This window comes from Vibrio splendidus (genome assembly GCF_001557875.1).
GTDB classification, from domain to species: Bacteria; Pseudomonadota; Gammaproteobacteria; order Enterobacterales; family Vibrionaceae; genus Vibrio; species Vibrio splendidus_F.
Window position 1 is genome coordinate 987507 of sequence record NZ_LNRF01000001.1, and the last position, 20668, is coordinate 1008174.

25 protein-coding genes and 2 tRNA genes are annotated in these 20668 nt (G+C 42.5%); 14 read left to right on the forward strand and 13 right to left on the reverse strand.

From position 1 onward, the window contains the following. Positions 1 to 7: 7 nt before the first annotated feature. Positions 8 to 562, forward strand: a complete 555-nt coding sequence (copI, locus tag ATB74_RS04135; RefSeq protein WP_061016746.1) for a copper-resistant cuproprotein CopI — start codon at positions 8 to 10, stop codon at positions 560 to 562. Between the two features lie 108 nt (positions 563 to 670). Here copI and ATB74_RS04140 read toward each other — a convergent pair whose 3' ends face one another. The 3 genes from ATB74_RS04140 to ATB74_RS04150 form a co-directional block, all read right to left on the reverse strand. Then, complete coding sequence (locus ATB74_RS04140; protein WP_061016748.1) at positions 671 to 928, reverse strand: hypothetical protein; 258 nt, start codon at positions 926 to 928, stop codon at positions 671 to 673. A 325-nt stretch (positions 929 to 1253) separates the two neighbouring features. Beyond that, positions 1254 to 1328, reverse strand: a tRNA-Gly gene (locus tag ATB74_RS04145). 37 nt (positions 1329 to 1365) lie between these two features. Continuing rightward, positions 1366 to 1440, reverse strand: a tRNA-Gly gene (locus ATB74_RS04150). Between the two features lie 525 nt (positions 1441 to 1965). Here ATB74_RS04150 and ATB74_RS04155 point away from each other — a divergent pair. From ATB74_RS04155 to ATB74_RS04175, 5 genes are all read left to right on the forward strand, one after another. Then, positions 1966 to 3129, forward strand: a complete 1164-nt coding sequence (locus tag ATB74_RS04155) for a threonine/serine exporter family protein (protein WP_017081497.1) — start codon at positions 1966 to 1968, stop codon at positions 3127 to 3129. 175 nt (positions 3130 to 3304) lie between these two features. Further along, on the forward strand, positions 3305 to 3643 hold the full coding sequence (locus ATB74_RS04160) for a zinc ribbon domain-containing protein YjdM (RefSeq protein WP_061016750.1): 339 nt from the start codon (positions 3305 to 3307) through the stop codon (positions 3641 to 3643). 18 nt (positions 3644 to 3661) lie between these two features. Then, on the forward strand, positions 3662 to 4156 hold the full coding sequence (locus ATB74_RS04165; RefSeq protein ID WP_061016752.1) for a GNAT family N-acetyltransferase: 495 nt from the start codon (positions 3662 to 3664) through the stop codon (positions 4154 to 4156). A gap of 121 nt (positions 4157 to 4277) precedes the next feature. Further along, on the forward strand, positions 4278 to 4709 hold the full coding sequence (locus ATB74_RS04170; protein ID WP_061017728.1) for a GNAT family N-acetyltransferase: 432 nt from the start codon (positions 4278 to 4280) through the stop codon (positions 4707 to 4709). A 215-nt stretch (positions 4710 to 4924) separates the two neighbouring features. Next, positions 4925 to 5476: a hypothetical protein gene (locus tag ATB74_RS04175; RefSeq protein ID WP_061016754.1), complete on the forward strand. Its 552-nt coding sequence runs from the start codon at positions 4925 to 4927 to the stop codon at positions 5474 to 5476. 65 nt (positions 5477 to 5541) lie between these two features. Here ATB74_RS04175 and ATB74_RS04180 read toward each other — a convergent pair whose 3' ends face one another. Further along, positions 5542 to 6153, reverse strand: a complete 612-nt coding sequence (locus tag ATB74_RS04180) for a LysE family translocator (RefSeq protein ID WP_061016756.1) — start codon at positions 6151 to 6153, stop codon at positions 5542 to 5544. Between the two features lie 102 nt (positions 6154 to 6255). Between ATB74_RS04180 and ATB74_RS04185 the strand changes: the two genes are divergently transcribed. Then, on the forward strand, positions 6256 to 7140 hold the full coding sequence (locus ATB74_RS04185) for a LysR family transcriptional regulator (RefSeq protein WP_061016758.1): 885 nt from the start codon (positions 6256 to 6258) through the stop codon (positions 7138 to 7140). Between the two features lie 63 nt (positions 7141 to 7203). On the opposite strand, the gene ATB74_RS04190 is transcribed toward ATB74_RS04185, so the two are convergent. From ATB74_RS04190 to ATB74_RS04215, 6 genes are all read right to left on the reverse strand, one after another. Continuing rightward, positions 7204 to 8148 carry an ADP-ribosylglycohydrolase family protein gene (locus tag ATB74_RS04190; RefSeq protein WP_060981184.1) on the reverse strand — a complete coding sequence of 315 codons (945 nt, stop codon included), beginning with the start codon at positions 8146 to 8148 and terminating at the stop codon, positions 7204 to 7206. 192 nt (positions 8149 to 8340) lie between these two features. Beyond that, positions 8341 to 9267, reverse strand: a complete 927-nt coding sequence (locus ATB74_RS04195) for an amino acid ABC transporter permease (RefSeq protein WP_061016760.1) — start codon at positions 9265 to 9267, stop codon at positions 8341 to 8343. 177 nt (positions 9268 to 9444) lie between these two features. After that, positions 9445 to 10254, reverse strand: a complete 810-nt coding sequence (locus tag ATB74_RS04200; protein WP_017093706.1) for a transporter substrate-binding domain-containing protein — start codon at positions 10252 to 10254, stop codon at positions 9445 to 9447. 12 nt (positions 10255 to 10266) lie between these two features. After that, positions 10267 to 11064, reverse strand: a complete 798-nt coding sequence (locus ATB74_RS04205) for an amino acid ABC transporter permease (protein ID WP_029223351.1) — start codon at positions 11062 to 11064, stop codon at positions 10267 to 10269. Continuing rightward, on the reverse strand, positions 11064 to 11810 hold the full coding sequence (locus tag ATB74_RS04210; RefSeq protein ID WP_061016762.1) for an amino acid ABC transporter ATP-binding protein: 747 nt from the start codon (positions 11808 to 11810) through the stop codon (positions 11064 to 11066). Before ATB74_RS04210 ends, ATB74_RS04205 begins: the two co-directional genes overlap by 1 nt. Positions 11811 to 12045: 235 nt before the next feature. Continuing rightward, complete coding sequence (locus ATB74_RS04215) at positions 12046 to 13194, reverse strand: iron-containing alcohol dehydrogenase (RefSeq protein WP_061016764.1); 1149 nt, start codon at positions 13192 to 13194, stop codon at positions 12046 to 12048. Between the two features lie 194 nt (positions 13195 to 13388). On the opposite strand from ATB74_RS04215, the gene ATB74_RS04220 reads away from it, so the two are divergent. Continuing rightward, entirely contained in the window at positions 13389 to 14273 is an 885-nt protein-coding gene (locus ATB74_RS04220) for an AraC family transcriptional regulator (protein WP_061016767.1), read from the forward strand. Positions 14274 to 14421: 148 nt separating this feature from the next. Here ATB74_RS04220 and ATB74_RS04225 read toward each other — a convergent pair whose 3' ends face one another. Continuing rightward, a complete protein-coding gene (locus tag ATB74_RS04225; RefSeq protein ID WP_061016769.1) occupies positions 14422 to 14946 on the reverse strand; it encodes a hypothetical protein in 525 nt (174 codons plus the stop codon). A 12-nt stretch (positions 14947 to 14958) separates the two neighbouring features. Next, positions 14959 to 15393: a glycine zipper family protein gene (locus ATB74_RS04230; RefSeq protein WP_061016770.1), complete on the reverse strand. Its 435-nt coding sequence runs from the start codon at positions 15391 to 15393 to the stop codon at positions 14959 to 14961. A gap of 782 nt (positions 15394 to 16175) precedes the next feature. Here ATB74_RS04230 and ATB74_RS04235 point away from each other — a divergent pair. From ATB74_RS04235 to ATB74_RS04250, 5 genes are all read left to right on the forward strand, one after another. Next, the gene (locus ATB74_RS04235; RefSeq protein WP_060981193.1) at positions 16176 to 17423 is read left to right on the forward strand and encodes a RidA family protein; all 1248 of its coding nucleotides are present in this window, start codon (positions 16176 to 16178) and stop codon (positions 17421 to 17423) included. 227 nt (positions 17424 to 17650) lie between these two features. Then, on the forward strand, positions 17651 to 18007 hold the full coding sequence (locus ATB74_RS04240) for a hypothetical protein (RefSeq protein WP_060981194.1): 357 nt from the start codon (positions 17651 to 17653) through the stop codon (positions 18005 to 18007). Between the two features lie 94 nt (positions 18008 to 18101). Then, on the forward strand, positions 18102 to 18251 hold the full coding sequence (locus tag ATB74_RS24230; protein WP_172378923.1) for a hypothetical protein: 150 nt from the start codon (positions 18102 to 18104) through the stop codon (positions 18249 to 18251). Positions 18252 to 18365: 114 nt separating this feature from the next. Next, positions 18366 to 18830, forward strand: a complete 465-nt coding sequence (locus ATB74_RS04245; RefSeq protein WP_061016772.1) for an acyltransferase — start codon at positions 18366 to 18368, stop codon at positions 18828 to 18830. 76 nt (positions 18831 to 18906) lie between these two features. Continuing rightward, positions 18907 to 19383: a GNAT family N-acetyltransferase gene (locus ATB74_RS04250; RefSeq protein WP_052878581.1), complete on the forward strand. Its 477-nt coding sequence runs from the start codon at positions 18907 to 18909 to the stop codon at positions 19381 to 19383. Between the two features lie 75 nt (positions 19384 to 19458). Here the strand turns inward: ATB74_RS04250 and ATB74_RS04255 are convergent, their stop codons facing one another. Beyond that, complete coding sequence (locus ATB74_RS04255) at positions 19459 to 19905, reverse strand: DUF417 family protein (protein ID WP_060981197.1); 447 nt, start codon at positions 19903 to 19905, stop codon at positions 19459 to 19461. A gap of 281 nt (positions 19906 to 20186) precedes the next feature. Between ATB74_RS04255 and ATB74_RS04260 the strand changes: the two genes are divergently transcribed. Beyond that, complete coding sequence (locus ATB74_RS04260; protein ID WP_060981198.1) at positions 20187 to 20549, forward strand: RidA family protein; 363 nt, start codon at positions 20187 to 20189, stop codon at positions 20547 to 20549. Positions 20550 to 20668 lie beyond the last annotated feature (119 nt).

The following is a 20668-nucleotide window of genomic DNA, read 5'->3' on the forward strand; positions in this document are numbered from 1 at the left end:
AACGATCATGAAAAAGACACTTATTGCGATTGCACTGACATTAACTACTGCAACGGCTTTTGCTGAAATGGATCATTCAAATATGGACCACTCGATGATGAAAAATGGAGAGATGGACCATTCAAATATGGATCACAGCATGATGAAGGATGGAAAGATGGATCATTCGATGATGAATATGGAAGGCATGTCTGAAGTGGGTATGCCCGCGACAGGCGCAAAACCGGATAAAGTGGTTCATGTTCTGCTAAATGACGATATGAAAATCACATTTAAGAACAAGGTCGATATTGAGCCGAACGACGTGGTGCAGTTTGTGGTGATGAATACAGGCAAGATTGATCACGAATTCTCGATTGGTTCTGCTTCAGAGCAATTAGAGCATCGTGAAATGATGAAAAATATGGGTAATTACGCTCATGACTCTGGTAGCACAGTTACGGTTAAGCCGGGCAAAGCGAAACAGATGCTTTGGCATTTCCACGGTGATAATCAAGTCGAATTTGCCTGCAATATTCCAGGACATGCGGAAGCGGGCATGGCGAAGTCGATAACGCTTTAGGCATTATCTAATAGAGCTAGAAATAGCTGCTGGAAAAGTACTAAAAACAGAAAGCTAAAAGATAAGTCTTAGCTCATCGCGCTAGTTGAGACTTATCTTTCTTGGCCACTACTGTAATAGGATCGATGTTTCCAGTAGGTGGTGAGCTTCGCTACTGAGGTGCGGTAGCTCTGACATGATCTTCTTAAGTTTGTCGTCGATCGATTCCACTTCATTCAAAGAACGAAACGCAAGCACGGCATGTTCTGGTTCGCTGTTCACATAACCTTTCAATATATCTAGCTGAATTTTATTGGCATTCTCAACTTTTGCTAGCGCGACATTAATCGTTTCGATGTTAATCGTTAACTCATTGCTTTTAAACATTTTTTATTATTTATAGGTTGTTGCTAATGCGCGCACATTACCACAATGATTTTTGCAGATATTGACCAAGATTATTAAATTGGAACAATTTTGAAAATCATTAAAAACTGAACTGCAATGTGTGATTTGGATAGGTGTCAGAAATACAAAGCGATTTAAGGAGTTAATAGCTTTGGGTGATCAATTAGCGTTGATTCGTCAATCCAAGTTTAAAAAAAATAAGTTTAATCAGTATAGATTTAATGACTATGGACTTAGCAAACGTAGAAAGTTTTTGAATAGGGTATCACTGAAAGAAAGCACGTCATGGAGCTTAAGGAGAAGTTGGAGCGTGCAGCGGGAATCGAACCCGCATCATCAGCTTGGAAGGCTGAGGTAATAGCCATTATACGATGCACGCACACTGTCTTATGAGTAAGACTGAGGTATTAAGAGACTGGAGCGTGCAGCGGGAATCGAACCCGCATCATCAGCTTGGAAGGCTGAGGTAATAGCCATTATACGATGCACGCACATCGTCTTAACGAGTTTGATAATGCCACATCTAACTGAAAACGAAACCTTTTTCTTTCATTTTTATTCTAAGTGCTCGCATAACCACCACTCCGCTAGTTTTTCCATCATGTTCGGCGTTTTCAGAGTGAATAAAATGTGACTAAAATCTCGTTAAAAGGAGGGCGAGAAATAATAGTAAATGTCGTGCTGCTTTTTGTGATAGATCTGCTTTAATTTATAAACCTGTTTTAGTGGTGTTTGGCTGTCATAAATCTCATGAAAATTAAGGAATTTGGGATGTTAACATAAACTGATTTTTACTCGTATTTTACCGTTCGTCAATAACAATCTGAATGCATAAATTTAACTTATCAGCCGGTCAAAACATTCAGTAAACTAATCCCAAATGAGTAGAACTATAGGTGCTTCTAAGCGTTCGAGGAAAAAAGTAACGGATTCAGTTGATAATTCACGCAAAATCCTCGTCATTCCGTCTATCGTTTGGTACATTTGCCGCACATTTTGTCTCCCCTAAAATACTCATGCCTTCTCAGTTCCGAATTAACAAAATTGTTGAAATTGGTGATACTCTTCACCGCAGTGGCTGTGCTCCTTACAAGCTAGAGAAATACACTCAATTCTATGCAAAAAAGCATGGTGTTGACGTGATGATCCAAGCAACGCCAACTGCGATTAACTATCAATTTCCAGATGATAACAACGCCGTTATTCTTAAGCGTCTAAAACCTGCCTCAATTAACCTGAGTTTATTGGCCAATACGATCATTCGTATTAACCAACCGAGTAGTGAACCTGTACCAGAGCCTGTCGGTTACTCTAAATTTGTAACTGCACTTGCTAATATGGGGATTCCTCCTGCGTATTTGATGCTGGTGGGTAGTACGTTAGAAGCGGTTGGCTTTTCTGCGTTGCTGGGTTTGATGGTTTGGGTATGCCAGCAAGTTCTTCATTCACGTCGTGCTATTGCGGTTGAATTCATTTCGGCACTGCTAACGGGTATCTTTGTGGCATTTTTGGCAAGCACAGGGTTGCCGATTCCGGTGTGGGCATTGTGTATCGCCTCGATAGTCTTGTTCGTCCCCGGATTATCCATAGCCAACGCACTAGAATGTTTGGCGTTTAATGATCTAGTCTCTGGTACCAGCTTGCTAGGGCAGAGCGCCTTAACCCTGATTAAGCTGTTTGTTGGGATTATTATGGGTCTTAATATTGGTGAAGCCATATGGGGACAAGCGGTCTCCATCGACTATACCAATGCGGTACCGATGTGGATGCACATATTTGGCTTGGTGCTGATCTCTGTATCTATCGGTGTGATGTTCAATGCACGCCCTAAAGATATCTTGCTGGGCTTGCCAGTTGCGGTTCTCGGCATGTGGGGGCCGTTCTATCTAGGTTTTGATAGTGGTTGGGTTGTAGGCACTTGGGTAACCACGGTTCTTATTACTTTGTACGGAACTTGGATTGCCAAGAAGATGGAACTCACGGGCTCTATTTATATCGTGCAAGGGATCATCATCTTGGTTCCGGGTAGCCGAGTATTAGTGAGTGCCAGCCAGTCGGTGTTTGAACAATCGATTTTGCCTATTCCGAGTATTGGTTTGTCTGCGTTATTTATGTTCTCTGCAATCGTAGCGGGGCAAATCACCGCTTACTCCATTTACTCACCAAAAGTCGAACGTTAAGCCATTCCGATTCTCAAGCCTATAAACAAACACAGCTTAGCGGCTGTGTTTGTTTATAGGTACTGTTCTTTTTTCCGTTAAATTACGCTACCGAAAATTGGTTAGATTTATGCTCGCTAAGCTTAACAAGAGTCATTAAAATGGAACAAATTCTATTTAAATGAAGTATTAACGTATGTCTTTACCTCCTTGCCCGCAATGCCAATCTGAATATGTCTATCAAGACCAAAATCACTTAATCTGCCCTGAGTGTGCCTACGAATGGAACCCAGAAGAAGAGCGTCTAGAAAGAGAAGCCGCGCGTGTTAAGGACGTTAACGGTGCTGTACTAGAGATTGGTGACAAAGTAACTTTCATTAAAGATCTAAAAGTAAAAGGCAGTTCTAGCGTATTGAAAATCGGCACAAAAGCCGTGATTCGACGTATCAATGAAGGCAAAGATCACCAGTTAGATTGCAAGCTTGATGGTGGCGGTGAAATGCTGGTTACAGCGAAGTACGTTAAGAAGCAGTAATCGGGACTTCAAAACTATATGGATTTAGTCAAAGCCGATATATCGCACTCAACTGCCTTTTATCACTATGTGAATGCCTGTACTGAAGATGGATTAGATATTTACACAGGCATTCCTGATAGCAGTGATGCCTATTTAGAAAGACGAATTGCTTATTCAAAAGGTGAGGGGTTGCCAGAAGGGTGGACGCCCGCTTCTACCTATTTTTGTATCGGCTCTGGTCAAATCCTTGGTGTCATAAGAGTTCGTCATGGCACCAGTCCGTACATTCACGATGTCATAGGACATATCGGCTACGAGACTTTGCCACAAGTGAGAAGACGGGGTGTCGCAAGTTATATGTTGTATTGGGTTCAACGTCATGTACTGACGGAAAGCACTATTATTACCTGTGACTGCAACAATGTTGCTTCGCAAAAAGTGATTGAGAAGTGCGGCGGCCAGTTCTTAAATACTTTTTATTCAGAGCAAGATGAGCAAAAAGTGTTGCGTTATCAGCTAGACCCAAAATGAACACTAAAGTACGGCATTTATCTAGGCACGCCTGCTTTCTGTAAACGATTTTTTAATGGATGAAACCATTATTTATGGTGGTTTCTTTGGTTATAGTTCATCGATTATTGTTGGAGATATTTTGAAGTATTCGACAAGACCCGCTCAGTCATCAGATTATGAATTTCTGTTCGAGCTAAAAAAGGCGGCTGAATTTGAGCCAATCAAGGCTGTTTTTGGCTGGGATGAGCAAGTTCAACGAGATATACACGCCGAAGAGTGGGCAGAAGAAAAGCCTGAAATCATTGAATATCAGGGCAAAGAAATTGGTAGTGTGTTACTGCAAGACAAAGGTGACCACTTCTATTTTTGCCGATTCTTTTTACTGCCTGAATATCATGGCATGGGCATTGGCAGCCAAGTATTGAAAGATTGCTTAACTAAGGCTGACAGCCTCAATAAGCCCGTTGAGCTTTGTTACCTACAAGGCAATCGAGTTGGGGAGCTGTATCTTAGGTTTGGCTTTGAAATCACTTCGCAAAACGATCAGTTTGTTTATATGTGGCGTAAATAGTTAGTAATAATAGAGATGAACTCATTCCTTTTAGCCTGTATCTCTATCAGCTAGTTGTCTTAATTTGCTAACAGAGATCGTGTAAATAAGAGAATTGTCAGTTGAATTATAAAATAATGCCAACTATATCAATATTTTATGAATCTGTATTTTTCGGTTGAGCTTTTAATGATAGGGTCGCCAGATGATTCTGCCTATAACAATAAAGGCTCTGTATGAGATTTTTTTTACCACTAGCTTTAGTGGCTAGTTTATCGGGATGTGTCACGCTACCCAATACTGCTACTAATGCTTTATCGACACCTAATGGAAAGGGGGCAATTGGCATTGCGACTAAGATAATCAAAGTAAGTAGTACTTTTCCATGTGATACTTTCTCCCTTCTAATGTATGAAAAATTAGGCGATGGGCTCGCTCAAGAACCTGAGACGTTAAGAATGTCCGTCTATGAAGATTTGGAATACGTGTTGTTTGACAATATCAAGCCTGGTGACTACGTAGTTAAAGAAGCTCGTTGTAACGTTCCAAGAGGAATTGTGATTGATGGGTTTAAGCGCTATCACTCTATAGAAATTTCGAGTAAATATACAGTAATGCCGAATACGTTGACCTTAAGCAATGATCTTATTTTTGCTGCTCAAGAAACAGAAAAAGAGTTCTATTTCACAGTAGAATCAAGAGAAGATGTTTCTATTTATCTTGAGGGGTTGGTTGTGCAAAGTGACATTATTAGTGAAGGTTGGAGTGTACGAACTCCCAATATCTAATTATGTTGAAACTCAATGGCACAATGCGCCATTGAGTTATTTCCCACCGCGTTTGAGTGACTCACTTATAACTTTATCGCCAACAATGCCCCAAATGTCAGCAATCCAACCCCACACGCTTGATTGAGCCTTTTCTTAGCTCTCAATAAGTGCTTTTGCAACGTCTTCGAAGTGAAAAGCATGGCGACAACTCCAAACCATAATCCGTGAAGAACAATTATATAAAGTCCATAGCCGAGTGCGACATGCTGGTTCTCTGCATCAGGTGAGATGACTTGAGTGAAGATGCTCAAGAAGAACAACATGGTTTTTGGGTTGAGCACGTTACACAAAAAGCCCTGGGCTAAATAGCGCCAAACACTGGTGCTTTGCTTCGTATCTTCCATCGGTGCAAGTTTGTTGTCTGCGCTCAGGATTCCTTTTATTCCTAGGTAAACAAGGTAAGCAGCACCTGCATATCGAATGATGTCGAAAAGCTGTTCGTTCTGTGAAATTAAGTAACTGATACCGAGCATTGAATAACTGATGTGAACACAAATCGCTAAACTCACACCTATTGCAGTCCAAATTCCTGCTTGTCGTCCTTGATTGATACTGTTTTTCAAAACTAAAACAAAATCCGCGCCTGGGCTTATAACAATTAATAGTCCTAATACTGCTAGGCTTAACCACTCCATAATGACTCCAACTCTTTATATTTGATGAGCTAGCATTGTATGGTTTTTGTTTGCTGCCTATAATCGAAATGAATTCCACCTATCTGTGAGAAAAAATCACACATGAGACATTTGAAAGCATTTCATATTTTCCATGTAGCAGCGCATTCGAGCAGTTACAGTGAAGCGGCGGATAAACTCAATATCACCCATGGCGCTGTGAGTAAGCAGATCAAGGTATTGGAGAATCACTTATCCCAAGTTTTGTTCTACAAACAGGGCAGGAATGTGTGTCTCACCAAAGAGGGTGAGTTACTTAAAGGTTACACAGAGCAAGCGTTTCAGGCTCTGGATACTGGCGTTAAAAAGCTCAACCAACTTAACAACCATGCACTTGAGGTGTCGTGCGAGCCAACATTAACCATGCGTTGGTTAATGCCTCGACTCGGTGATTTCTATAACGAATCCGGAATTGATGTTCGCTTGTCTACGGCGGGTGGGCCTGTGACATTAGGTGAAACTGGATTAGATATGGCAATTCGCCGAGACGACTTTAACGTAACCGAGTACTACAAACAGATTCCGTTAGTCGAAGAATGGGTTGGCCCTGTATTCTCGCCTGATTATTGGCAACAAGTTAAAGACAAGTTAGCCGATGCGAAATTACTGCACAGCAGCACGCGACCAAACGCTTGGAGCCACTGGGCATCCATCACCAAAGGTAGTGAATTTGATAGCCGAATGGTGTCGCAAGCTAGTTCAAACCAGACCTTTGCACACTTCTATTTTTGCTTTCAAGCGGCCGTTGATGGGCTAGGAGCCGCTCTAGGGTCTTATCCACTTGTAGCCGACGATATTGAAAGAGGTAACTTGATCGCGCCGTTTGGCTTTGTGCCTTCAGGTCACCAGTACATACTGCTCACACAAGATAGCAACCATGATGAGCCAGAAAGCCCGTTTGTTGTTTGGCTGAAGAGTGAGTTATCGCAGTGTGTTCCAACTTTATAGGAACGACATCCGACCTAGAGGTTTGCTTGTCTTATGTCAGACTCTAGTTCGTTATTGTGGGAATCACTCAATAGGCAAAGACAGCACGCCACCATTGAGTTCGATTTGGTTCAGCCATTCTGTTGGAATCGCGCCATCTTCTTCGTAGAAACACGCCGCTAATACTGCGCCAATCACAATCGCACGACCGCAGCTATCACCGCCACTTAAGATATTATCGCGAATGCCTTGTTTATAACTCTGAGCACCCGCGATGATGCGAATCAGTAGTGGGAACGCAGCACTCAATTCACAATGTAATCCGAACTTCTTCGCGGCATCTGTAATCGAAAGATCCGGATCAGCCAGTGCTTCGTCGATTTGATCGTGTATAAATTTGCTACAAGTTTGTCGCACCATTTCTACCGACTGCAGTGGCGAGTTGCCTTGAATTGCCGCTTGAACCAATAAGGTGATGGCTTGTGCCCATTCCACGGCTTTGTCGTTGTTATTGGTCACTCGCACCGCACTCTCTACCATCGCGGGTAAGGTGTGAGAGGTGTAAGTACACGCGACCAAAGGGATGATCTTTGAAACAGAAGGCAATTGAGTATCATCCGCGCCACACGCTGTAATCGGGGCGTTTGTCAATTCCAATTGATGGATGTTCAACAAGCTCATGCGAGTCGCTTTATCAATGTAGCCTCGCCAACTACCACCGAAATCAAACCAGAAGCGGAAGTGTTTGATGTAGCTAGCTTCATCGTATTTTTGGTTGTCGACTAAGCTGTCGACCATCGCCAATAGTTGGGCACCGTATTGTGATTGCTCGCCTGCGGTTTTTCCTTGATGTGCAAAGTAGCCTTTGTCTTGATAATCGAACTGGTTTGGTGAGCGAAATTCTGGCTCAAAACCAGCTACATGTAAGATCCGCTCTTGGTCATACAGCCAGTGCAGCCCCATTGAAGCGGCGTCTCCAACCAATGCGCCCACAACGGCGTAAAAAGCTCTTTCTTTATGATTGTCCATGTTGAGTGGTGTCCTTGGGAAGAATCAACGTAGTTCGATACTTTAAGTATAGTTTTTAGACGAGCATTTTGCTGTGTTTTGAAGAAGAAATATCAAGGGATTAATCCTGATTGGTCAATAACTTAAACCAATCAGGTGGAATTGATATAGAGGATGAATGGTCGGGCGAGTCGGTGCTTTTGATTAATGACGTTACTGATGGTTAAGGTAGGCACTAGAACGTTGCTCAATCACTTTGAACAGACGCGAAAGCGCGAAGCATAAAGCAAAATATACGAAGCCGACAATGAGCCAAATCTCGAAGATCAACCCCGAGGAGTTTGCCATCTCAGTACCAACAAAAGTCATCTCTTGGATCGAAATTAGAGACACAATCGACGTGTCTTTAACCAAGGAGATTGCTTGGCCAGCTAATGGCGGAGTAATGGCAGTTAATACTTGTGGGCCAACTACAAATCGATATTTAGACAACGCAGATAAGCCGAGTGAATCAGCCGCTTCCCATTGACCTTTTGGAATACTTTCTAAGCCTGCTCGAATTACTTCTGCGATGTAAGCAGAAGAGAGTAAACCAATACAGATAACACCAGACGCTAAGTTTTCCCAAAGGTTAGCGGGACCAAAGAGAAAGGCTTGAGCAGCGTTAATATCGCCGTTGTGTTCACGCAAGATACCTTCTAAACCAAGCAATGGAATCAGTTGGTTAGAAACGAAGAAATAGAATATGAAGACAAATACCAGTGGCGGAATATTTCGAACCAGCTGGATAAAAATCAGTGCAGGCGTTCTGAAGAAAGTGATTTTAGAGTGCCTTGCTACACCGAGTATTGTCCCGAAAGAGAGAGCTAACACCATGCTCCAAACACTCAAGCGCAGCGTTGCGATCAAGCCTTGGAAAAAATAGGGGACACTGCCCTGAGAAGGCGGAATGAAAATCAGGGTAAACGCATCTTCCCAGCGCCACTGATAGTTAATACCAACAGCAGAACGATAATAAAGCCAACCTGCAAAAACACAAATGACAGCGAGTAACACGCCATCCAAAAGATTAAGTCGTTGATACCAAGGCTTCATGTGAAGATTGGGCTTGGGCGTTGATAATGCGTTAGTACTACTCACGTCATTCCTGTTTAAACACTAATTATTATGGGGTTGTTGCTTGGAGCTAAAACGAATCAAATAAAGCGACTTAAAAAGGCTACTTAAATCGTCGATGAGAAGGCAGTGCAAACAGTGCACTGCCTTGATTTAGATTCGACAGATTAGCTCATATTAAAAGATGAGCTCAACTTCAGATTACTGACCTTGAGCAATCTGGTCTTGCCAATCTAAAGTAGAGAACCAGTACTCGTAACGCTCTTTCAACCAACCGTCTTCAGTACGTGCTTTGATCCATTCGTTGAAGAATTCTGCCTTGTCGGTTTCACCTAGGCGAACTGCAAATGCTTCGTTACCTTTGGATAGACGCTCTTCAAATGGAATAAATAGCGTATCTGCGTTTTTAATCGCTTCGTGTTCTGGTTTCGGGCTAGACGCGATAACTGCGTGCGCGTTGCCGTTTAACACTTCTTGGAATGCTTGAGCATCGTCATCGAACTGTAGAACTTTCGCTTTAGGGAAGGTTTCACGAGCCACTTGAACTGTGAACGCACCACGACGAGCAGCAATTTTCACTCGGCGAGAATCAAAATCAGAGATTTGAGTAAAACCTTCCGCTAGCTCTTTGTTAGCAGCCAATTGAACACCAGAGTGCGAGTATGGTTCAGTGAACAGCACGCTTTTAGCTCGCGCTTCAGTAATAGACATACCGCCGATGATCACATCAAACTTCTTCGACAATAGAGAAGGGATAATACCGTCCCATGCCGTTGGTACAAATTCGACTTTCCAACCAGAATCTTCGGCAAGGCGTTTCGCCACGTCGATTTCGAAGCCAACGAGATCGCCTTGTTTGTTACGCATCGCCCAAGGAACAAATGTCGACATACCAACGCGCAGTGAGCCACGTTCGTTGATTTTATCGAGGTTAGGCGTTTCAGAAGCAAGTGCAGGCAAACTTACGGCAAGCGCAAGTAGGGCTGTAATCGCGGTTTTAAATAGCTTCATGCTGATAAATCCTTATTGTGTTCGCCAGTTAGCTCCGAGCTTATGCTCAAGCCAAGCAGCAACGGCAGAAAGTGAAAGTGTAAGAGCAAGATAAATGATCGCCACAGAGAACCAAATCTCAAATGGCATCGCGGTTTCAGAAACAATGTTTCTGGCTTCGGTTGTCAGGTCGAAAATAGCCATGACACTCACAATCGAAGAGTTTTTAATTAGAGAGATCACTTCATTGGTCAAAGGTGGCAAGGTGCGTTGCACCACCTGAGGAAGAATCACATCCCAGTAAGTATAGGTCTTTGATAAGCCCAGGGATTGAGCTGCTTCAAATTGTCCTCTCGCAATGCCATTTAAACCGGCACGAAATATCTCGGCGGTGTAAGCACCTTGGAAAAGTGCCAAGGCTAAAACGGCAGTGCTAAATCGATCCAGCCCTAATACGGGGCCAAATACAAAATAGAGTAAATAAATCTGTACCAATAACGGCGTGTTACGAATCAGTTCAACATAGCTGGTGGCTAAGGTGCGTCCAACTACAGAGTTTGAGTTTCTCAATAGCGCTGTCGTCAAACCGATGATCAACGTAGCGACCAACGAAATCAAAGAGATATTGATGGTAACCAGTAGCCCTTCAACCAGCTCTGCTGGCCACCATTCACCATCTTCATAGAAAGCAATATAGTCCGGCACGCGCTCCCATTGCCAGCTGTATCCCATGGTTTGTGCGCCAGAATCGAGGATCCAGACAACCGCAGCCACGAGCACAATAATTTGTACCAAAGCGGATAGGGCGGGTTTAATAATTCGAATCAACATCAATAAGTCAGGATCTGATTTAGGAACGCTTGAGTACGTTCATGTTGTGGGTTTTCAAAAAGCGCTTGAGGCGTATTGGATTCCACAATTTGCCCTTCATCCATGAAGATAACGCGGTCGGCCACTTGTTTCGCAAAGCCCATCTCGTGGGTCACACACACCATGGTGATACCTTCGCTCGCCAGTTCAACCATCACGTCGAGCACTTCGTTGATCATCTCCGGATCAAGCGCAGATGTTGGCTCATCAAACAACAGCAGTTCGGGCTTCATGCAAAGAGAGCGGGCGATAGCCACGCGTTGTTGCTGACCGCCAGAAAGTTGCACTGGGTATTTGTTGGCTTGTTCTGCAATGTGCACACGCTCGAGATAGTGCATTGCTATCTTCTCGGCTTCTTGTTTGTTTTTTTTCAGCGTACGTATTGGAGACAGAGTTAAGTTCTCAAGCACGGTAAGATGGGGGAATAAATGAAAGTGCTGAAACACCATTCCGACTTGACCTGGTGTGTTGAACTTACTCGGTAGTACTTGTTCTAGTACGGAAAGCTCTCCACTTTCGAACGGTTCTAGCTGATTGATACAACGGATTAAAGTTGATTTACCCGAACCTGATGGCCCGCAAATCACCACGATTTCTCCTTGTTCAATATTTAAATCGATATCCTTTAGGGCATGAAAATCACCATACCGCTTGTTAAGTGACTTAAACTTAACCATTTCCTTGAGATTGTTCAAATCGTTGTTCATACCTAGTAAAGAGACAGGTTTACCTTACCAATATAGAAATCTGAATGCACATAAAATTAAGGACTTATGAGAATTTAATAGCATCTTGTAGGGCAAATTAAAAAGCAGCGCCTGATTTGGACGCTGCTTGTGGATATACGCTAGGGCAAAGAATTTGGTTCAGTTTTCGCGGCATAAATTTTAGGTTATGGCGATTTTCATGAAAAACCTGATTTCCTTGCTGTAACTTTGACCGTTATTGAATCGCAGACTCTAGAATCTCGCGTGTTTTTTCCAGCGTAATAGCTTGGTTTTCACCGAGTTGTAGGTAGCCGTGTGACTCTAGTTGAGAAACGACATTGTCGATGGCAGCCGTTTTTGTTGATTCGAAGCCATCGAATATAGTTGCAACGTCTAGGCTGTGGTAGAAGGCTTCGATTGCATCGATAGTGCGCTCAGCTAAGTCAGCACCCGCTTCTAGGCCAAACACGTTACGACCCATTTGCTCTAGTTTGCCACGCTTCGCTTCGATTTGGTTGCGAAGTAGTGAAGGTTGAACAATCGCAAGTGAGCGTGCGTGGTCTACGTGCCATAGTGCTGTGAACTCGTGGCCAATCATGTGTGTTGCCCAATCTTGAGGAACACCTGTACCAATCAGGCCGTTAAGCGCTTGGTTTGCTGTCCACATTAGGTTTGCACGCCATGCGTCGTTGTCACGCTCGTCGTATTGCTTACCCAGTACAAGTAGGTTCTTAAGCAGTGTTTCAGCGTAACCGTCTTGAACCATTGCGTCTGTTGGCATTGTGATGTATTGCTCACACACGTGTACCCAAGCATCAACTAAACCGTTGATCAGTTGGCGCTCAGGTAGCGATTTCATTACGTCTGGGTCCATAACTGCAAACTTAGGCTGTACTGCAGGGTTCATGAATGCCAGTTTTTCTTGAGTCGCTGTACGAGTGATTACTGCGCCCATGTTAGATTCAGAACCTGTTGCAGGAAGCGTCAGTACTGCACCAATAGGAGTTGCTTCAGTTACTTGATGTTTGCCCGCTAGGATATCCCAACCGTCACCGTCGTATTTAGCCGCTGCAGCAACGTACTTAGAACCGTCGATTACCGAACCACCGCCAACAGCGATAATGAACTCTACGTTTTCTTCTTTAACAAGCGCGGCGGCTTTGTCTAGCGTCTCTTTGGTTGGGTTTGCTTCAACGCCAGAGAACTCAATCCAAGAGTGATTTTTTAAAGACTCTACAACTTGGTCGTAAACACCGTTGCTCTTGATTGAACCGCCACCGTAGATGACCAGTACTTTCTTTGAAGTATCAACCGCTTGGCTGATAGCGCTGATTTGGCCTTGTCCGAAGTGGATAACTGTAGGGTTAACATAAGTGAATTGCATTATAGATTCCTTGTGTAAAGCTCAATTTGTTATTTTAGTTGATTGCTCAATTTCTATATCTTGCATATTAGTACAGTAATCTAGGGTGATGAAGAGCTGATCCTCCAAATAAATTGCCTATTTCTACAAAGTTGATATTCTTTCTCTGCTTTAGCTTACTTACTCTTAGCACTAGGAATGGAAAGTCGCCACTTATGAAAACACTCGCGCAGTTATTACAGTCTTATGTAGAACACAAAGGTTGGGATGATCTTGAAGGGATCAGAGAAACAGAGATTGAAGGCGTGTGGTTGTATAGAAGCAGTGGTGGGAATCAGCGTCAGCCATTCACTTACCAGTCGGGTATTATCATGCTAGGGCAGGGCAAAAAGAACATCTACATTGGCGAAAGGCCAGTAACTTACGCTGCGGGTGATTATCTTGTGGTAGGCGTACCAATGCCGTTAGAGTGCGAAGCCTTGCCTGTTAATGGTGAACCATTGCTTGGTTTGTCGATTAGCATCGATTCTCAACGCTTGCATAGCTTAGTCAAAAAGCTCGAAGACCAAGGCTTTCTAGAGAGCTACTGCAACAAGCACAAACAGAATTCGAGCGGCTTAGAATCGACGCCAATGGAAACGGCAATGCTAGAGAGTTTCACTAGGTTAGCGAAGACATTACATTGTGATATTGAAGCTAACATACTGGGTGATGCGATGGTGACGGAAATAGTTTACCGAGCATTAACAGGCTCTGAAGGTCGCGTACTGTTTGATTTGGCTCATCATGATGGTCATTACGCACGTGTCGCTAAAGCGCTGTCCAAAGTGCATGAAGAATATGATCAAACCATTACTGTTCAGTCGCTTGCTGACGAAGCCAACATGAGTGTGTCTGCTTTTCACAATGCATTCCGTAATGTGACGTTTGAGTCTCCGCTGCAATATTTGAAGAAGGTTAGACTTAATAAAGCCAAAGAGCTGATTCAGCTAGAAGGCCTCCGTATTAGTGACGCTGCTCGTCGAGTTGGTTACTCCAGCCCATCCCAATTCAGTCGCGAATTTAAGCGTCATTTCAACACAACCCCAAGAGCGGTTTAGTTCTTTATATTGTAGGCTGACGAGAGGAAGTAGAAGGCTTCACTGCACTTGGATACGAGTTAATATCATTTCCTGATAGTAAACATTGAAGCCAAAGACCTCACCGCTACAACGAGTTTGTTTAGTTTAGCCCTATAAAAATCAATCGCTAGAAAGCCATACCAATAGACACGTTAAACGTGTCCTCATCAATGTCATAAGGCAGCTCCTCACCCTCTGACTCGCCGCTGTCCACTTGGTAGTTTCTCCACTCCATTTTTAGCTCTGCAAATTTCCATTTAGTAGATACACCGAGGGCGTTGAAATAGGTTGCGTCAGGGTTGGCCGCGTCATCAACTTCGTCGCTGACCTGAGCGCCACCTATGCCAAAATTATAATAAGGGCGAACTGTGATGCGTTTTAGCGGGAAGCTGTAACCAGCGCCGACCTTTAAAAATGCCATGCCGTCACTGATCGCGTCTTGGTCGTAGTCTTCTAGCTTGTCATCACGCTTTCTGTGCTGGTACTCACCGCCAATCTCCAATATGTCACCGCGAAACATTAGGTCAATGTACTGAGAGGAGAGTTTATCTCCCTCCTGATACCCCAAGCCGAACGCAATATCAGCCATAGAGGGAGCGGAAAATCCCGCTAATAGAGCAGCTAACATTCTTGTTTTAATGAACTTTGTCATTGCCGAATCTCCTTAGTTCAGGGCGTTGTATTTCTTATCAATCATGCAGTTTCTTAACACTGTCGCATACATGGCTTTGTTATCTTCTTCAGCCTGAGCCCCGGCTCTTCGGCCGCTAACTCTACCGGAGACCACACCAATCGCCGCGCCAGTCTTGGCAGCGTCAGAGCCTGAGCCACCAGAAATAGCGCCAACAGCAGCGCCAGCGGTCGCCCCTTTAGCAGCGCCTTTTACGCCGCTTCCTTTCTTGGTTTCTGTGGGGGCTGTCAGTGTTGATTCAGCAACACCTTGACACGTTGCGAGTTCTTTCTGAGCAACCTCAAGAGTCACGTTGTCGTAATTGAATGAAATGTGAGTTGTTGGGTCTGTGATGTAGCCACCACCAGCAAGGGCTGAGAGGGAGGTTATAGCTAAGCACAGGCCTAACAGTTTCGTTCTTTTGTTCACTTTCTAATCCTCAAGTTGATTAAACTAATTAGTTTAATCATTGATATTGAACTCTCTTCTAGGTCGACAAATAGATTTAGACTTAATGAAGCTATAGGTGGTCTTCATGTTGGGGGCATACTATCTTGGCTGGCACATGTTGGATAATGACCTTGAAACATAAGAGTTATTTGTCTTATGCATATCATGGTTCATTTATGGATTGGCCGTTTTGAGTGGTTATGAGAGAGGTTTAATGTAAAAAGAGAGAGTTTGAACGATCACAACCCCTTGTTAAGCAAGATGAGTAAATGTATCTAATGATGGGTGATATTAGTGTTCTGGTATTCGATTGTAGAATATATTATTAATGTATTTATATAATAAAATGGCTCTAAAATAATTACTTATCTGGGCTAATAGTTTATGCACAAATTTAAGAGTGTGTTCTTCACAATTCATCTAGTAAGTGATTTTTCAGGGCTTTAATGTGAACAACCTATCAAATGTTTTCTAAATTTTAAAAGTTATCTATATCTTTATCTGAGTGAGTATTCATGATTGTTGAATATATCAAAAGATAAAGGGGATTTATTACTCGGTTCGCCATCTTATTTGCGGATAATTAGTCGTTTGATGACTAATTATTCTATAACTCACTGATTTATAGTCAGGTAAGAGTCTGATGGATATCACGTTCACCTTAAAATAATTCACTTAACATGGCGCTACTTTAATCATTCTTTCCAATACGATTGTTAAATATAAATACGTATACCTATTTTATTAAAAGGATAATACCGATGAGTAGCGATATCATTAAAATTTCAAGAAACACTGAAAATGCACCAATTAATTCTGTATCTACACAAACGGTCGCTTTTTCTCATTATAATAACTTTTCTGCTCAACTTCCGGTTGACCCTAAAACGGGTGAAATAGTAATTGGTGATATTAAAGACCAAGCAACACAATGCTTGAATAATATTAAATCGATTGTTGAAAGTATCGATCATGTTATGGATGATGTCGTGAAGATTAATGTTTTCGTTAAGAATATTTCTGATATCGATACTATTGATGAAGTTTACAAAAGCTTTTTCCACAACAGCCTGCCTACACGTACTGTTGTGGGTGTAGCTGCACTGCCACACAGTGATGCGTTAATTCAAATGGATGCTCTCATTTCTAACGGTGAAGGTACCAAACCACAAGCACCTTGTGCGTTAATTAAGGTATCTAGAAATACGGACAATGCGCCTCAAAGTTCTGTATCGACACAAACAGCGGCTTTTTCTCACTACAATAACCTTTCAGCTCAGTTACCTATAGATGTAACCACAGGTGAATTGGTTGAAGGTGGTATCGAACAGCAAACAGCGCAATGTTTATCAAACATTAAAGCTATTCTAGAAAGCATCGGCCATGTAATGAATGATGTCGTTAAAACGACTATCTACCTAAAAAATATAGCAGACGCGGAAGCGGTAAATGAAGTATGTGCTAAATTCTTCCCAAGCTACGTTCCTGCTCGTACCGTTGTTAACGCAGCTGAATTACCAATGGGTGCTTTAGTTCAAATCGATACGTCAATTTCACATGGGGACGGAACACCACCACAATTACCTGAAGACACTCGTTTACTGGTAATAGAAGCCAATAATACCGATACTGCACCATTTATGCCTTATTCGCACACTGTGGCTTTCTCTCACTACAATCATATTTCAGGACAATTACCTTTAGACCCGAAAACAAATGAAATTGTTGCTGGTGGGGTAAAAGAACAAGCTGAACAATGTTTAAATAATATTAAGGCGATAATTGAAAGTGTTGACCATAGCATGGACGATACGGTGAAAATTAATATTCAACTTAAGGATATTTCAGATATTGATGCGGTAAACGAAATTTACACAACATTCTTTAATGCTGAGCTACCTGCAAGAACTGTAGTAGGGGTTTCAGAAATCCCAATGAATGCTTTAGTACAAATTGATGCTGTCGTTTCTAATTGTGAAGGGACGCCTCCCCAAGACGTTGTTGCTTAATTCACTGAATCCAATTCGATGATCTCGATCTAATGTCGGCTTTAGCTTCTGAACAAGGAGCTAGAGCCGATTCTCTGATTAATGAACCCATCTCAATACGTAGCCCTTCCATTAAGCTTCTCTCCACAAATCACTCAAAACAGGCTTCTGCCAACTTATGGCGTTTATTGGTTCGAAGTGTTTTAATATGAAAAACAGACGCTTAACGTAAAAAAGAAAACCAGTTTATGCAATTTCGAGCCATTTTACTGCTGTGCCTTATCCTAATAGGGTGTTCGTCCAATCAAGAATTGGTACCTGATCCAACAACCATCACGCTATTTTATGGTGATACATCCATCTCCGCGGGTGTTTTAGAGGATAAAACATTCAATTCAGTCCTAGCCGATAGGGTTGAAAGCGTTACGTTTTCAGGCTCAATATCAAAGCAAGACTCAGGCTATCTTGTCGATATGTTAGTGATTCGAGAAACGAAAGAACCACGCTCGACTCGACAACTAACCACGTCACTTCATATGAAAACTGGAGAGTTAGTGGATGTGGGTGGCGTGAACAACGATATTTTTAGGGTGATTCTTGAGTAACAAAAATAAAGTGTTCAATTAATCTGATTTTTTGCTTTACCTCAACATAACTTCAAGTCTTAAGCTTCTCTGACCCAATGAGAAGGAGCTTATTATGCAAAATAACTACGTAAAAGAACTTGCCGTTAAAACTTACCAAGAAGACCTTCAGAAAGAGTACGTTAAATCTCGATCTCGGCCTTTCCACGCCCCGAGTTTTATTGGCGGGGTGTTGTTGTCAGTTGTGTTGGTAGCACTGTTTTAATTTATGCAGAATCTTTGATCCATAGCCGACTCTCTCTATTCCGACTTGCTTGTACTTAAATACTTACGACACAATCGCTTAGGTTGAGTTATGACGCTAATGTTGAGAGGAAATATGGCAAGTCCAAGAGTGTTAAAGGCACAGATTACTGATATTACCTGTGGCGAGAATGTCACTATCATCGAGCCAAGTAACGTTTATGGCTGTGAGCTTAAAGATGATGTATTCGTTGGCCCCTTTGTTGAGGTTCAAGAGCACACCGTGATAGGCGCAAGAACTAAGATTCAATCTCATACTTTTATTTGCGAGTATGTGACTATTGGCAGTGACTGCTTTGTTGGCCACGGCGTGATGTTTGCGAATGACTTGTTCAAAGAGGGCAAACCAGATCCAAACCCAGACAATTGGGGACGCACTGTTATCGCAAATAACGTTACCATTGGTTCCAATGCGACAGTGTTGTCTATCAGCATTTGTGAAGGGGCGGTGATTGGCGCGGGAAGTGTAGTGACGAAAGACATCACCGAAAAAGGTATTTACGCAGGTAATCCGGCTAAGAAGTTAAGGGACTTATCATAGGTTGAAAGAGACAAACTAGCTGTTGATGATTCATAATATATGGCATCAATAGTGATTGTTAGAAAGAGAGTTGCTTATGAACATTGTGACCGTCTATAGCGGTAATCAACAGGTATACGCGAATTTGTATCAGGGGTATGCGGCCGAGTTTTCAAAGATCATTGGAGATAAACCAGACGAGTACGGCTTGTTTGAGATTTACCCGACGCTTGGTGATACCGTTACGGGTTACTTACTCTACATTGATGGAGTTCCTGCCGCGTTAACCGCCATTGAAACCAAAGCGCCAAACGAGTTTGAGATTTGCGACTTCTATGTAGTGCCTTATTTTCGAAAAAATAAAGTAGGAAAACAGTTTATTTCTGAACTGTTTGAACATCTAAAGGGCAGTTGGGAGATCAAGCAAGTACTAGGTGCAGAGCATGCAGTTAAATTCTGGAGAGAGGTGGTCAATGACTACACTTCAGGCAACTACGTTGAAGACCAGTATCAGGACGAAAAATGGGGCTTAGTAACGAGACAGTGCTTTAATCACGATGGTATTACCAAGTAAAACCTTATACATCAGAAGCTGGCAGCGTCCTTCTAGCCAGCTTCGAGCCTTTTTATTTAAAGGTTTACGTTACGGTTACTTCTGAGGTTTATTACGTTCGATTACGCTAATCGCGATAGCCAAAAACAGGATGTCTTTCACGAGGAAGAAGTTAGTGACTAAGATACCATCTGATATTTTCCAAGCGTTTGGCGTTGTAATAAGGAAACTGAGTGTCACAACAAAGATAGCCGCTGCTGCAATGCCTGAGTAGAAGGCAACTGTCGGTTTCTTAAAGCCAACGATCAGTCCAATCGCGACAATGATCTCCGCGCCACCCACCATGTTAGACACAGCTTGTACCGAGAACAGACTGTAAAGCCAGTTCATTGCAGGATGATTTGCGATTAGCGGTTCTATAAGCATCGCTTCAGTAGGCGTAAACTTGTAAATTCCAATCCAAGCTAACACTAATGCTACGCCAATCACGCCTAGGTTGTATCCGATGTTGCTTTGCTTTAAATCATAGGTTTGAACATGCATAAAAGTACTCCATTTAATAAAATCCCTGAATATGACCGCAAGAGTTCAGATTAAATTTCGTGTTGTGAATAATACTTAATAGATTTATCTAGAGATTTTACAGGTGACGACTTATTGTCTTGATAGGAACTTAAAGGCTAGTGATGTTGAGAACCTAAGGAGTGGGCAGGCGATAGTGCTGTTCAAAAGGTACAGCGAGCTTTCCAATTTTTGTTTTCAATATTCATGTTTTGGATTAGATTACGCTGATGTTCACCCTAATTATAAGAAGAGTATAACCAGTGAAAATTCATAGAATTAACCCGACCAAACGTTGGTCTGATGTGACGGTGTTTAACGGTATTGCAAGCTTTGTTGAAGTACCAGAGACGGATACAACGGCAGGAATTAAGAGTCAGGTTCAGCAAATTTTTGATCAAGCTGAAGAAATGATGAGTTTGGTAGACAGTGATAAATCTCGCGTATTGTCAGTGACTATTTACCTAACGGATTTCGCTAACTTTGATGCACTGAATGAAGTTTGGGAAGCGTGGTTCCCTGAAGGTTGCGCGCCAAGCCGAGCATGCGTGAAAGCAGAACTTGCTAATCCTGAGCTATTGGTTGAAATGTCATTCATGGTTGCTGCGGGTGAAAAGTTTCAATAAGCCGAACTATCGGTAGAAATAAGCTTTGTCGATACAAGTAACGAACAGATAAAACAAAGCCACTCAGGTGAATCACTTGAGTGGCTTTTTAGTGTTCTACGCTATCCGAAACTAAATCG